12 protein-coding genes are annotated in these 12,882 nt (G+C 59.3%); 9 read left to right on the forward strand and 3 right to left on the reverse strand.

Annotated features, from left to right (window positions below; all coding sequences use genetic code 11):
• The first annotated feature begins 246 nt into the window (after positions 1 to 246).
• The 5 genes from ACIOYV_RS09430 to ACIOYV_RS09450 all read left to right on the forward strand — a co-directional run bounded on the left by ACIOYV_RS09430 (position 247) and on the right by ACIOYV_RS09450 (position 5,249).
• Positions 247 to 1,374 carry a branched-chain amino acid ABC transporter substrate-binding protein gene (locus tag ACIOYV_RS09430; protein ID WP_401323124.1) on the forward strand — a complete coding sequence of 376 codons (1,128 nt, stop codon included), beginning with the start codon at positions 247 to 249 and terminating at the stop codon, positions 1,372 to 1,374.
• A gap of 232 nt (positions 1,375 to 1,606) precedes the next feature.
• On the forward strand, positions 1,607 to 2,530 hold the full coding sequence (gene livH, locus ACIOYV_RS09435; RefSeq protein ID WP_054046925.1) for a high-affinity branched-chain amino acid ABC transporter permease LivH: 924 nt from the start codon (positions 1,607 to 1,609) through the stop codon (positions 2,528 to 2,530).
• The gene (locus ACIOYV_RS09440) at positions 2,527 to 3,783 is read left to right on the forward strand and encodes a high-affinity branched-chain amino acid ABC transporter permease LivM (protein ID WP_163908848.1); all 1,257 of its coding nucleotides are present in this window, start codon (positions 2,527 to 2,529) and stop codon (positions 3,781 to 3,783) included. Before livH ends, ACIOYV_RS09440 begins: the two co-directional genes overlap by 4 nt.
• Positions 3,780 to 4,547 carry a high-affinity branched-chain amino acid ABC transporter ATP-binding protein LivG gene (livG, locus tag ACIOYV_RS09445; RefSeq protein WP_054046929.1) on the forward strand — a complete coding sequence of 256 codons (768 nt, stop codon included), beginning with the start codon at positions 3,780 to 3,782 and terminating at the stop codon, positions 4,545 to 4,547. Before ACIOYV_RS09440 ends, livG begins: the two co-directional genes overlap by 4 nt.
• Positions 4,548 to 5,249: an ABC transporter ATP-binding protein gene (locus ACIOYV_RS09450; RefSeq protein WP_054046931.1), complete on the forward strand. Its 702-nt coding sequence runs from the start codon at positions 4,548 to 4,550 to the stop codon at positions 5,247 to 5,249.
• A 63-nt stretch (positions 5,250 to 5,312) separates the two neighbouring features.
• Here the strand turns inward: ACIOYV_RS09450 and acpP are convergent, their stop codons facing one another.
• Positions 5,313 to 5,552 carry an acyl carrier protein gene (gene acpP / locus ACIOYV_RS09455; protein WP_401323129.1) on the reverse strand — a complete coding sequence of 80 codons (240 nt, stop codon included), beginning with the start codon at positions 5,550 to 5,552 and terminating at the stop codon, positions 5,313 to 5,315.
• 262 nt (positions 5,553 to 5,814) lie between these two features.
• Positions 5,815 to 6,729: a LysR family transcriptional regulator gene (locus ACIOYV_RS09460; protein WP_401323131.1), complete on the reverse strand. Its 915-nt coding sequence runs from the start codon at positions 6,727 to 6,729 to the stop codon at positions 5,815 to 5,817.
• A gap of 105 nt (positions 6,730 to 6,834) precedes the next feature.
• Between ACIOYV_RS09460 and ACIOYV_RS09465 the strand changes: the two genes are divergently transcribed.
• The 3 genes from ACIOYV_RS09465 to ACIOYV_RS09475 all read left to right on the forward strand — a co-directional run bounded on the left by ACIOYV_RS09465 (position 6,835) and on the right by ACIOYV_RS09475 (position 9,980).
• Positions 6,835 to 7,434 carry a short chain dehydrogenase gene (locus ACIOYV_RS09465; protein ID WP_401323134.1) on the forward strand — a complete coding sequence of 200 codons (600 nt, stop codon included), beginning with the start codon at positions 6,835 to 6,837 and terminating at the stop codon, positions 7,432 to 7,434.
• A 184-nt stretch (positions 7,435 to 7,618) separates the two neighbouring features.
• Entirely contained in the window at positions 7,619 to 8,272 is a 654-nt protein-coding gene (locus tag ACIOYV_RS09470) for a COG3650 family protein (protein WP_054046938.1), read from the forward strand.
• Between the two features lie 94 nt (positions 8,273 to 8,366).
• A complete protein-coding gene (locus tag ACIOYV_RS09475; RefSeq protein ID WP_054046940.1) occupies positions 8,367 to 9,980 on the forward strand; it encodes an NAD(P)/FAD-dependent oxidoreductase in 1,614 nt (537 codons plus the stop codon).
• Positions 9,981 to 10,227: 247 nt separating this feature from the next.
• On the opposite strand, the gene ACIOYV_RS09480 is transcribed toward ACIOYV_RS09475, so the two are convergent.
• The gene (locus ACIOYV_RS09480; protein ID WP_401323137.1) at positions 10,228 to 11,322 is read right to left on the reverse strand and encodes a PLP-dependent cysteine synthase family protein; all 1,095 of its coding nucleotides are present in this window, start codon (positions 11,320 to 11,322) and stop codon (positions 10,228 to 10,230) included.
• 258 nt (positions 11,323 to 11,580) lie between these two features.
• Between ACIOYV_RS09480 and nhaA the strand changes: the two genes are divergently transcribed.
• Positions 11,581 to 12,768 (forward strand): Na+/H+ antiporter NhaA, encoded by a 1,188-nt coding sequence (gene nhaA / locus ACIOYV_RS09485; protein ID WP_163908844.1) that lies wholly within the window; start codon positions 11,581 to 11,583, stop codon positions 12,766 to 12,768.
• Positions 12,769 to 12,882: the final 114 nt, after the last annotated feature.

Below are 12,882 nucleotides of genomic sequence, written 5' to 3' on the forward strand. Positions count from 1 at the left end.
GGAATGCTGCTGAATCAAGCGATTAGCCAGCTAACAACCCGCCGCAATTCTGTATTTTTCTTTCAAAAAAGCGACACCCTTTGGTTTTGCCCCTCGGCGCCAGCTTCCCAGGCTGACAATCGGCGCTCTACACTGTACCGGTACAGTTGCCGGGGGCATTTTCCGGAGGATATCCAAGATATCTGACCCGGTTCTGCTGCTACGGCGCCAGGACTATAAAAACTACAACAGTAAGAGTGGAGCACTATGACTAAGGCTACTAAGCAGATTTCCAAACTGTTTGCCGCTATGGTTCTGGCCGGGGTTGCCAGCCATTCGTTCGCAGCTGACACCATCAAGATCGGCATCGCCGGCCCTAAGACCGGTCCTGTAGCCCAATACGGCGACATGCAGTTCAGTGGCGCCAAAATGGCCATCGAACAAATCAACGCCAAGGGCGGCGTCGACGGCAAGAAACTCGAAGCCGTTGAATACGACGATGCCTGCGATCCGAAACAAGCGGTTGCTGTAGCGAACAAAGTCGTCAACGACGGCGTCAAGTTCGTGGTCGGTCACCTGTGCTCCAGCTCCACCCAACCCGCTTCGGACATCTACGAAGACGAAGGCGTGATCATGATCACCCCGGCTGCCACCAGCCCGGACATCACCGCCCGTGGTTACAAAATGATCTTCCGTACTATCGGCCTCGACAGCGCCCAGGGCCCTGCCGCCGGTAACTACATTGCCGATCACGTCAAACCGAAAATCGTTGCTGTGTTGCACGACAAACAGCAATACGGTGAAGGCATCGCCACCGCCGTCAAGAAAACCCTCGAAGGCAAAAACGTAAAAGTTGCCGTATTCGAAGGTATCAACGCTGGCGACAAAGACTTCTCCTCGATGATCTCCAAGCTCAAGCAAGCCAACGTCGACTTCGTCTACTACGGCGGCTACCACCCGGAGCTGGGTCTGATCCTGCGTCAAGCACAGGAAAAAGGCCTGAAAGCCAAGTTCATGGGTCCGGAAGGCGTGGGTAACGACTCCATTTCGCAGATCGCCAAAGACGCTTCCGAAGGTCTGCTGGTAACCCTGCCGAAATCTTTCGACCAGGATCCGGCCAACATCGCCCTGGCTGATGCGTTCAAAGCCAAGAAAGAAGATCCGAGCGGTCCGTTCGTGTTCCCGGCCTACTCGGCTGTTGAAGTCATCGCCGGTGGTATCACTGCCGCCAAGAGCGAAGACACTGCCAAAGTGGCTGCTGCTATCCACGCTGGCACCTTCAAGACCCCGACTGGCGACCTGAGCTTCGACGCCAAGGGCGACTTGAAAGACTTCAGATTCGTGGTTTACGAGTGGCACTTCGGCAAACCTAAAACTGAAGTTTCGCCTCAGTAAGGCGTTGCCTGACTGACTGCCAATAAAGCCCACGGCGTGCCGTGGGCTTTGTTTTACGAACGTATTGGGCCGCGCTGGCGTGATCCGCCAGTCTCCCCACCTGAAAATCTCAAAACCGTCATCAGCGGTTCGCTGGCAAACCTCGAATTCGAAGTGGATGCAGATCCACGGGGCTCGAGCGGGAAAATGACTCCACCAGTGAAATGCGTATCAGGTTTTTAGGAGCGCAGTAATGCCTGACATCTATCACTTCTTCCAGCAGCTGGTTAACGGTCTGACCGTTGGCAGCACGTATGCCTTGATCGCCATCGGCTATACGATGGTTTACGGCATCATTGGAATGATCAACTTCGCCCACGGCGAGGTGTACATGATCGGTTCCTACGTGGCGTTCATCGCCATCGCGGGCCTGGCCATGATGGGACTCGACAGTGTCCCGCTCTTGATGACCGCCGGTTTTATCGCGAGCATCGTCGTCTGCAGTGCCTACGGCTACAGCATTGAACGGATTGCCTATCGCCCCTTGCGCGGCAGCAACCGTCTGATCCCGCTGATTTCAGCCATCGGCATGTCGATCTTCCTGCAGAACACCGTTCTGCTGGCGCAAGACTCCAAGGACAAATCCATCCCCAACCTGATCCCCGGCAATCTCTCCTTCGGGCCAGGTGGCGCACATGAAGTGCTGATTTCCTACATGCAAATCGTCGTGTTCGTGGTGACCCTGATCGCCATGCTCGGCCTGACGCTGTTCATCTCCCGCTCCCGCCTGGGTCGCGCCTGCCGCGCCTGTGCCGAAGACATCAAGATGGCCAACCTGTTGGGGATCAATACCAACAACATCATCGCCCTGACCTTCGTCATCGGTGCTGCGCTGGCGGCCATCGCGGCCGTGCTGCTGAGCATGCAATACGGCGTGATCAACCCGAACGCCGGTTTCCTCGTTGGCCTCAAGGCCTTCACCGCCGCAGTACTGGGCGGTATCGGCAGCATCCCCGGCGCCATGCTCGGCGGGTTGGTGCTTGGGGTGGCGGAAGCCTTTGGTGCCGACATTTTCGGCGACCAATACAAGGACGTCGTGGCTTTCGGCTTGTTGGTTCTGGTGCTGTTGTTCCGGCCGACCGGCATTCTGGGCCGTCCGGAGGTTGAGAAGGTATGACTAAGAATCTTAAGCAAGCGCTCTTCAGCGCGCTGCTGGTCTGGGCGGTTGCGTACCCGGTACTCGGCCTGAAACTGACCATCGTCGGCATCAACCTGGAAGTTCACGGCACCAGCAACATGACCCTGGCGATCATCGCGATCTGCTCGGTCCTTATGTTCCTGCGCGTCATGTTCAATGACCCGATCAGCAAGGCCTGGAAATCCTCGCCAAGCATGCCGTTGATTCCCGCGAAGGCAAGCAACTTCCTGACCCTGCCGACGACCCAACGCTGGATCATCATCGCGTTGATCATCGGCGCCCTGGTGTGGCCGTTCTTCGGCTCGCGCGGCGCGGTGGACATCGCGACCCTGATCCTGATCTACGTGATGCTGGGCCTGGGCCTGAACATTGTGGTCGGTCTGGCGGGCCTGCTCGACCTTGGTTACGTCGGTTTCTACGCCGTCGGCGCCTACAGCTATGCGCTGTTGTCGCATTATCTGGGCTGGAGTTTCTGGGTCTGCCTGCCGATTGCCGGCCTGATGTCCGCCACGTTCGGCTTCCTGCTCGGCTTCCCGGTCCTGCGCTTGCGCGGTGACTACCTGGCGATCGTGACCCTGGGCTTCGGTGAAATCATCCGTCTGTTCCTGCGTAACCTGACCGACATCACCGGCGGCCCGAACGGCATCAGCAACATCGAAAAGCCGACGTTCTTCGGCCTGACCTTCGAGCGTAAAGCCGCTGAAGGGATGCAGACGTTCCACGAATACTTCGGCCTGGAATACAACTCGATCAACAAGGTGATTTTCCTGTACCTGGTTGCCCTGTTGCTGGCCCTCGGTGCGCTGTTCGTCATCAACCGCTTGCTGCGGATGCCGATCGGTCGTGCGTGGGAAGCGCTGCGTGAAGACGAAATTGCCTGCCGTGCGCTGGGTCTCAATCCGACCGTGATCAAGCTGTCGGCCTTCACCCTGGGCGCGAGCTTCGCCGGTTTTGCCGGTAGCTTCTTCGCCGCCCGCCAAGGCCTGGTGACACCGGAGTCTTTCACCTTCATCGAGTCGGCGATCATTCTCGCCATCGTGGTATTGGGTGGCATGGGCTCGCAGTTGGGCGTGATTCTCGCGGCCGTGGTGATGATTCTGTTGCCGGAAATGATGCGTGAGTTCAGTGAATACCGCATGTTGATGTTCGGCGCCTTGATGGTGCTGATGATGATCTGGCGTCCTCAGGGTCTGCTGCCCATGCAACGTCCTCACATGGAGCTGCGCAAATGAGCCGCGAGATCCTTAAAGTCGAAAATCTGAGCATGCGCTTCGGCGGCTTGCTGGCGGTCAACGGCGTGGCCCTGACCGTGCACGAAAAACAGGTTGTGGCGCTGATCGGCCCTAACGGCGCCGGCAAGACCACCGTGTTCAACTGCCTGACCGGTTTCTACAAGCCGAGCGGCGGCAGCATCCTGCTTGATGGCCAGGCGATTGAAGGCCTGCCCGGCCACGAGATCGCCCGCAAAGGCGTGGTGCGCACCTTCCAGAACGTGCGGCTGTTCAAGGACATGACCGCGGTCGAGAACCTCTTGATCGCCCAGCACCGTCACTTGAACACCAACTTCCTGGCCGGTCTGTTCAAGACTCCGTCGTTTCGCAAAAGCGAGCGCGAAGCCATGGAATTCGCCGAGTACTGGCTGGACAAGGTCAACCTCACGGCCTTCGCCAACCGTCCGGCCGGCACCCTCGCCTACGGTCAGCAACGTCGCCTGGAAATCGCCCGCTGCATGATGACCCGCCCGCGGATCCTCATGCTCGACGAACCGGCCGCCGGCCTGAACCCGAAGGAAACCGAAGACCTCAAGGCGCTGATCAGCGTGCTCCGCGAAGAGCACAACGTGACCGTGCTGCTGATCGAACACGACATGAAACTGGTCATGAGCATTTCCGACCACATCGTCGTGATCAACCAGGGCACGCCCCTGGCGGACGGCACGCCGGAACAGATCCGCGACAATCCTGAAGTGATCAAAGCCTACCTGGGGGAAGCGTAAATGCTGCAATTCGAAAACGTTTCCACCTTCTACGGCAAGATCCAGGCCCTGCACAGCGTCAACGTGGAGATCCGCCAAGGCGAAATCGTCACCCTGATCGGTGCCAACGGCGCGGGCAAATCCACCCTGCTGATGACGCTGTGCGGTTCGCCGCAGGCCCACAGCGGCAGCATCAAGTACATGGGTGAAGAACTCGTGGGGCAATCCTCGGCGCAGATCATGCGCAAGAGCATCGCCGTGGTGCCGGAAGGTCGTCGGGTGTTTGCCCGTCTGACCGTGGAAGAAAACCTCGCCATGGGCGGCTTCTTCACCGACAAGGGCGACTATCAGGAACAGATGGACAAGGTCCTCGGACTTTTCCCACGCCTGAAAGAGCGTTTTGCCCAACGCGGCGGCACCATGTCCGGCGGCGAACAACAAATGCTCGCCATCGGCCGTGCGCTGATGAGCAAGCCCAAGTTGCTGCTGCTCGACGAGCCTTCACTGGGTCTGGCGCCGATCATCATCCAGCAGATCTTCGACATCATCGAACAACTGCGCAAGGACGGTGTGACGGTGTTCCTGGTAGAACAGAACGCCAACCAGGCGCTGAAAATTGCTGACCGCGCGTACGTTCTCGAGAACGGCCGCGTAGTGATGCAAGGCACTGGCGAAGCGCTGCTGACCGATCCGAAAGTGCGCGAAGCGTATCTGGGTGGTTGAGGTTTTGCGGTAAACAAAAAACGGCCTTCGGGCCGTTTTTTTTGTGCGGTGAAACCTATGGCACTACGACCAGACACGGCGTTCCAAATAGTCTATCGCTGCTTGAACAGTTCCAATCCTTTCGACGTCTTCGTCCGAAATCTCCAATTCAAACTCTTCCTCCAGACCCATGACTATTTCAACGCCATCCAGGGAATCTGCTCCCAGATCAGTAACAAAAGCGGCCTGGTTTTTTACCTCGGCCTCAGACACTCCCAGTTGTTCAGCTATTACTTTTTTAACCCTTTTTTCTATGTCGGCCATTTTTCGCACCCCTGATCGTAACCACCTGATCTGAATTTATTGAAGGTGCGGGCAATTTTCTACTGTCAGAAATAACAGGTATCGATAACTAATCACGATGAGCAACTGCTGGTTATTCCAAACACTTCCATCAAGGATGTTCGCAAATCCCCGTGGGAGAGGGCTTGCTCGCGAAGGCAATTTCATATTCAAAAGAGATGTTGGCTGACCCACCGCTTTCGCGAGCAAGCCCGCTCCCACAGGATCTGTGCAGGACCGGACGTTAGCGCTGGAGTCGGTCGAGGGCTTCACCACTGCGTTTGAACCAGCCAATCAAATAATCCGCCAGAACTTGGGTGCGCTTCGGCAACCCGCCCTGATAGGGATGCACCAGGTACATCGGCATGCGACGGGTCTGATAATCGCGCAGGAGCCAGCGCAATCGGCCGTCAGCCAATTCCGCTTGCAGCAGGTATGACGGCAACCGCGCGATGCCGGCGCCGGCCAGTGCCGCTTTCTTCAGCAGGCTGTAATGGTTGCTGGCGAACGGTCCCGAGACGCGAACCCGCAGCAATTCGTGCTGCTGGTGATAAAGCCATTCTTCTCGCCCGCTGTAATGACTGTTGAGCAGGCAGCGGTGTTCAGCCAACGACTGAGGCGTCAGCGGTTCACCGTATTGCTCAAGGTAAGCCGGACTGGCGCAGGTCATTTCGTGCCAGGCCAGCAGCGGTCGGGCCACCAGGCGTTCGTCGTTGCCGACTTCGGAGCGAACCGCCAGGTCAAAACCGTCACGGGACAGATCTCGATAGTTGTTGCTCAGGTCCAGCTCGATCTGCACTTCGGGGTATTTACTGGAGAACTCCAGCAACAAACCATCGAAGAAGGTTTCCCCTAGCGACACAGGAACGGTCATACGCACCGGGCCGGCCACGTCGTCCTTCAATCGCGCCAATGCCTGACGCGCTCGTTCCACTTGGACTACAAGCGCCTGGGCTTGCGGCAGCAACGCTGCACCCGCTGCCGTGAGACTCAAGCGGCGAGTGGTGCGTTGCAGCAGGACCACGGAGAACCGCATCTCCAGAAGACTGATGCGCTTGGAGAGTTGGCCCTTGCTGCACCCCAATTGCTGGGCCGCCAGGGTAAAACTCCCGGCTTCGATCAACACCGCGAACGCCGCCAGGTCATCCATTTCGCTCATGGATTGTTTCCATTTGAAAACCAAAGGTTGCCTATTAGTGCGCTTATCCACAGAAAAAACCACTCTAGACTGATGCCTCGTTCAACCACTTCGAGGAACAGCACGATGAAAATTCTTTTGATAGGCGCAGGCGGCACCATCGGTTCGGCGGTCGACAAAGAGTTGTCGCAACGCCACGAAGTCATCCGCATTGGCCGCAACAGCGGTGATTTACACGTGGATATCAGCGACAGCGCCTCGATCCGCACCCTGTTCGAAAAAACCGGCAAGTTCGATGCACTGGTCTGCGCCGCCGGCAACGTGACCTTCGCCCCGCTGGACGAAATGACCGCCGACAGCTTCGCCCTGGGCCTGAAAGACAAGTTGATGGGCCAGGTCAACCTGCTGCTGATCGGCCGCGAATTCGCCAATGACGGTGCCTCGTTCACGTTTACTACCGGCGTGCTCAGCCACGACCCGATTCGCAGCGGTGCTTCAGCAGCATTGGTTAACGGCGCGCTGGACAGCTTCGTCCGCGCCGCCGCCATTGAATTGCCCCGTGGCCTGCGGGTGAACTCGATCAGCCCGACTGTGTTGCTGGAAGCCATGGGCAGCTATGCACCGTATTTCCGGGGTTATAAGCCGGTTCCTGCGGCGGATGTGGCGTTGGCCTACGCCAAAAGTGTCGAAGGCTTGCAGACCGGTCAGACTTTCCACGTCGGTTAAACCCGACGCGATCCCTGTAGGAGCGAAGCTTGCTCGCGAAAGAGGCTGAACATTCACTAGGGATGTTGGCGGACACACCGCCTTCGCGAGCAAGCTTCGCTCCTACAGGAGATTGGGAATCGTCTGGGGTTGTGATGAGCGGTCAGGCTGCGTAACGTGGCGGCACTTGTCTGGAGAACCAAAGATGCGTGTTGCCCGTTCCCTTGTCCTCGTTGCCCTGCTTCCGTTGTTCGCCGCATGCCAGTTGTTCGATGGTCCGCGGCAGAGCGCCTCCCATGTCGGCCAGACCCGCATGCAGGGTCAGTTGACGGCGGCGGACGGCAAGCTGATGTTCCAGCCATGCAATGAACAGCGCAGCCTGGTGGTCAACGACACCGGCGGCACCAGCGTGCTGCAAGAGGCCGCGAGCCTGGCCGATGATCAGGGCAAGTTGTTCGCCGACGTGCGTGGCCGGATCAATGGGAGCAGCCTTGATCTGGAACAGTTGTACCGCGTCGAGCGCTCGGGCACGGCGTGCGACGATCCCAATTTCAAACTGTTGATCCTGCGGGCTGCCGGCCATGGGCCGGAGTGGAACGTCAAGGTCAGCGGCAAAGGCATGGCCATCGACCGTGCCGGCGAGCCACCGCTGGCGGTGCCCTACGTTGAAGAACAATTGGGCGACGGCCGTTTCAATCTCAGCAGCGAAGCCAACGGCAAGCACATCGAATTGTGGGTCGCGCCGAATCGTTGCGTCGACAGCAGCACTGGCAGCATCCAGCACATGAGCGCCGAACTGCGGATCGACGGTCAGGTGCAGCGCGGCTGCGGGTATTTCGGCGGCTCGCGTAACGACTGATCGTTTTTGCCTCACGGGACCGGCGTTTGGGGCTTATAATCGCCGCCTTCAAACGCCTTGGCGCAGTTGTGCGCCCCGCGAACCGGATCCTGTCATGTTACGAATCACCGAACTCAAGTTGCCGATCGACCATCCCGAAGAAGACCTGCGCCCTGCCATCGTGCAGCGCCTGGGCATCGCCAGTGATGACCTGCTCGATTTCACCTTGTTCAAGCGCAGCTACGATGCGCGCAAGAAGTCCTCCGAACTGTGCTTCATCTACACCATCGACCTCACCGCCAAGGATGAGGCCGCGTTGCTGCACAAGTTCGCCGATGACCGTAACGTCAACGTGGCGCCGGATGTCAGCTACAAAGTGGTCGGCCAGGCGCCGGCCGATCTGCAGCAACGCCCGATCGTGGTCGGTTTCGGCCCGTGCGGGATCTTCGCCGGGCTGCTGCTCGCACAAATGGGTTTCAAGCCGATCATCCTCGAACGTGGCACCGAAGTGCGCCAGCGCACCAAGGACACCTGGGGCCTGTGGCGTAAAAGCGTGCTCAACCCCGAATCCAACGTGCAGTTCGGTGAAGGTGGCGCGGGGACATTCTCCGACGGCAAGCTCTACAGCCAGATCAAGGACCCGAAATTCATCGGCCGCAAAGTCCTGCATGAGTTCGTGAAGGCCGGCGCGCCGGAAGAAATTCTCTACGTCAGCAAGCCGCACATCGGTACGTTCCGTCTGACCGGCGTCGTGGAAAACATGCGTGAGCAGATCCGTGCACTGGGCGGCGAAGTGCGCTTCCAGCAGCGCGTCACCGACGTGTTGATCGAAGACGGCCAACTGGTCGGCGTCGAGCTCAATGGCGGCGAACAGATCCATTCGAAGCACGTGATTCTGGCCCTCGGCCACAGCGCCCGAGACACCTTCCGCATGCTCCACGGCCGTGGCGTGTTCATGGAAGCCAAGCCGTTCTCGGTGGGTTTCCGCATCGAACACCCGCAGTCGCTGATCGACCGCGCGCGCCTGGGCAAATACGCCGGCCACCCGAAACTCGGGGCGGCCGACTATAAACTGGTGCACCACGCGAAGAACGGTCGTTCGGTCTACAGCTTCTGCATGTGCCCGGGCGGCACCGTAGTGGCGGCGACTTCAGAGCCGGGCCGTGTGGTCACCAACGGCATGAGCCAGTACTCGCGTAACGAGCGCAACGCCAACTCCGGGATCGTCGTCGGCATTACCCCGGAAGTCGATTACCCGGGCGGTCCGCTGGCCGGCATCGAATTGCAGGAACGCCTGGAATCCCACGCCTTTGTGCTCGGCGGCAGCAACTACGAAGCCCCGGCGCAACTGGTCGGCGACTTTATCGCCGGCAAGCCGTCCACCGAGTTGGGTAGCGTCGAGCCGTCCTACAAACCGGGGGTTGCCCTGGGTGATCTGGCGCTGGCTCTGCCGGCGTTCGCCATCGAAGCGATACGCGAAGCCTTGCCGGCGTTCGAGAAGCAGATTCGCGGCTACTCGCTGCACGATGCGGTGTTGACCGGGATCGAGACGCGCACCTCCTCGCCGTTGCGGATTACCCGCAACGAGTCGATGCAGAGTTTGAACGTGAAAGGCTTGTTCCCGGCCGGTGAAGGCGCGGGTTATGCGGGCGGGATCTTGTCGGCGGGTGTCGATGGGATTCGGATTGCCGAAGCCGTGGCTCGCGATATCCTCGGCCTTGAGGCATAACACCAATCCCCTGTGGGAGCGAGCCTGCTCGCGAAAGCGGATTAACACTCAACAGAAATGTTGGCTGATCTACCGCTTTCGCGAGCAGGCTCGCTCCCACATTGGTTTCTGGGGTGTGCCTGCGATTCGCGCCATCACACAAATCTCTTGTAGGAGCGAGGCTTGCCCGCGAAGAAGTTGACGCGGTCTTCCTGAAAGACCGCGTTATCGTTCTTCGCGGGCAAGCCTCGCTCCTACAGGGGCGGTTTTAGATGTTTGCGCGCAGCACGGTCGTCGGCAGCGGTTCGCCGCGTTCGACACTGGCCGCCACGGCATCGATCAGCCCACTCAATTCATAGCCCTGGCCCTTGAGCCAATCCTGGTCGTAATAGGTGGTGGCGTAACGTTCGCCGCCGTCGCACAGGATCGCCACGATCGACCCCGACTCCCCCGCCGAAACCATTTGCTGCGCCGCGATCAACGCGCCGATCAGGTTGGTGCCGCTCGACCCGCCCACGCGCCGACCCAAACGCTGCGCCAGGTAATGCATGGCCGCCAGCGACAAGGCGTCCGGCACCTTGACCATCGCATCGATCACCTTGGGCAAAAACGACGCTTCCACCCGCGGCCGGCCAATCCCTTCGATCCGCGAACCGCAGTCCAGACGCAACGTCGCATCGCCAGTCTGGTAGTAGTCGAAAAACACCGAGCGCTCGGCATCGGCACACAGCACGCGGGTGCAATGCTGGCGATAACGCACGTAACGGCCGAGGGTCGCGGTGGTGCCACCGGTGCCGGGGCTGGAGATCAGCCAGCTCGGCTCCGGGTGCTTTTCAAAGCGCATCTGCTGGAAAATCGACTCGGCGATGTTGTTATTCGCCCGCCAGTCAGTGGCGCGCTCGGCGAAAGTGAACTGGTCGATAAAGTGGCCGTCGTGCTCGCGAGCAAGGCGCTCGGACTCGGCGTAGATCTGGGTCGGATCATCCACCAAATGGCTCTTGCCACCATAAAAAGCGATCTGCGCGATCTTCTCTTTGGAAGTGGTCGCCGGCATCACCGCAATAAACGGCAAGCCCAGCAAACGGGCGAAGTACGCTTCGGAAATCGCCGTCGAACCGCTGGACGCCTCGATCACTGGCGCACCGGGCTTGAGCCAACCGTTACACAGCGCGTAGAGGAACAAAGAACGAGCCAATCGATGTTTCAGGCTGCCGGTGGGATGGCTGGACTCGTCCTTGAAATACAACTCGATGCCCGGCAAGCCCGGCAGCGGCAAGGGAATTAGATGGGTGTCGGCGCTGCGCTGGAAGTCGGCTTCGATGATCCGGATGGCTTCGCGGGCCCACTGTCGGTTGTCGCTCATGGTGGTGATCTCGTTGAATCAGGCAAGAGTCGGCCTTGTTTCAAGGCTCAGCCCACAAGCTTAGGAAAATTCCTGCATCACGCACAGATACAGCTGAGGTCCAATACGCCCGGCAACTGCTAGGCTCAGTCCTCGTTGGATGTCGCTGGCGTTCGCGTCGCAATGCTATATAACAAAAAAGAATATAACTTTTGTTTTAACAACTAACGGTACGGGTTAGGGTGTGCCACCTTTTGAATTCATCGATGGAGAGCGACCTTGCCTCTGCGTAGCACTTTCACGCGTTTCTTTCAGTTGGAAGCTGCCAGCGGTCTGTTACTGATCGCCGCTGCAGCCCTGGCTTTAATCATCAACAATTCTTCGCTGTCGTGGCTGTATAACGGCCTGCTGGACACCCCCGTGGTGGCCCAGATCGGCGCGTTGAAAATCGCCAAACCCCTGCTGCTGTGGATCAACGACGGCCTGATGGCCATGTTCTTCCTGCTGATCGGCCTGGAAGTGAAGCGCGAAGTCCTCGATGGCCAGTTGTCCAAGCCTTCGCAAATCGTCCTGCCCGGCGCGGCGGCGATTGGCGGCATGGTGGTGCCGGCGCTGGTCTACTGGTTTCTCAACCGCGATGACCCGACAGCGCTGGGCGGTTGGGCGATCCCGATGGCCACCGACATCGCCTTCGCCCTCGGCGTGCTCGCCCTGCTGGGCAAGCGTGTGCCGGTGTCGCTCAAGCTATTCCTGATGACCCTGGCGATCATTGATGACCTGGGCGCCATCATCGTTATCGCGATTTTCTATTCCGGCACACTGTCGACCTTGTCCCTGGCCTTGGCCGGTGCCTGCATAGTCGCGCTGATCGCGATGAACCGGCTCGGGGTGGTCAAGCTCGGGCCGTACATGATCATCGGTTTGATCCTGTGGGTGTGCGTGCTCAAGAGCGGTGTCCACGCGACACTGGCCGGCGTGACGCTCGCGTTCTGCATTCCACTGCGCACCAAAAACGCCGAACCTTCGCCGCTGATGACCCTGGAACACGCCCTGCACCCGTGGGTGGCCTACGGCATCCTGCCGCTGTTCGCCTTCGCCAACGCTGGCCTGTCCCTGAGCGGCGTGACCCTGGAAAGCTTCACCCACCACGTACCGATGGGCATCGCCATCGGCCTGCTGCTGGGCAAAACCGTCGGCGTCTTCGGCCTGACCTGGCTGGCCGTAAAGATCGGCATCGCCGCCCTGCCCCAAGGCGCCAATTGGGGCCAAGTGCTGGGCGTCGCGATCCTCTGCGGCATCGGTTTCACCATGAGCCTGTTTGTCGGTTCCCTGGCGTTCGTGCCGGGCGCCAGTGAATACGCAGGGATGGACCGAATGGGGATTTTGACCGGTTCGATTCTGGCGGCGTTGATCGGTTATGCGGTGACGGCGGCGGCGAGCCGCAAGAGCGCCGCGCTGCAATCCTGAGTCACAGAGAACACTCCTAGGGATATCAGAGACTCGTCCTACAGCCACGCTTAGCCACATTCGTTAACGTCGTGCAGCCTCCTTTCGAGGCTGTCGACGGACGAACTTCAAGGA

Source organism: Pseudomonas sp. NPDC087342 (assembly GCF_044744265.1).
Lineage (GTDB): Bacteria > Pseudomonadota > Gammaproteobacteria > Pseudomonadales > Pseudomonadaceae > Aquipseudomonas > Aquipseudomonas nunensis.

Coding starts and splice junctions, on each gene's coding strand:
- ACIOYV_RS09430 (WP_401323124.1), top strand. CDS start 247: ATGACTAAGGCTACTAAGCAGATTTCCAAACTGTTTGCCGCTATGGTT.
- livH (WP_054046925.1), top strand. CDS start 1,607: ATGCCTGACATCTATCACTTCTTCCAGCAGCTGGTTAACGGTCTGACC.
- ACIOYV_RS09440 (WP_163908848.1), top strand. CDS start 2,527: ATGACTAAGAATCTTAAGCAAGCGCTCTTCAGCGCGCTGCTGGTCTGG.
- livG (WP_054046929.1), top strand. CDS start 3,780: ATGAGCCGCGAGATCCTTAAAGTCGAAAATCTGAGCATGCGCTTCGGC.
- ACIOYV_RS09450 (WP_054046931.1), top strand. CDS start 4,548: ATGCTGCAATTCGAAAACGTTTCCACCTTCTACGGCAAGATCCAGGCC.
- acpP (WP_401323129.1), bottom strand. CDS start 5,552: ATGGCCGACATAGAAAAAAGGGTTAAAAAAGTAATAGCTGAACAACTG.
- ACIOYV_RS09460 (WP_401323131.1), bottom strand. CDS start 6,729: ATGAGCGAAATGGATGACCTGGCGGCGTTCGCGGTGTTGATCGAAGCC.
- ACIOYV_RS09465 (WP_401323134.1), top strand. CDS start 6,835: ATGAAAATTCTTTTGATAGGCGCAGGCGGCACCATCGGTTCGGCGGTC.
- ACIOYV_RS09470 (WP_054046938.1), top strand. CDS start 7,619: ATGCGTGTTGCCCGTTCCCTTGTCCTCGTTGCCCTGCTTCCGTTGTTC.
- ACIOYV_RS09475 (WP_054046940.1), top strand. CDS start 8,367: ATGTTACGAATCACCGAACTCAAGTTGCCGATCGACCATCCCGAAGAA.
- ACIOYV_RS09480 (WP_401323137.1), bottom strand. CDS start 11,322: ATGAGCGACAACCGACAGTGGGCCCGCGAAGCCATCCGGATCATCGAA.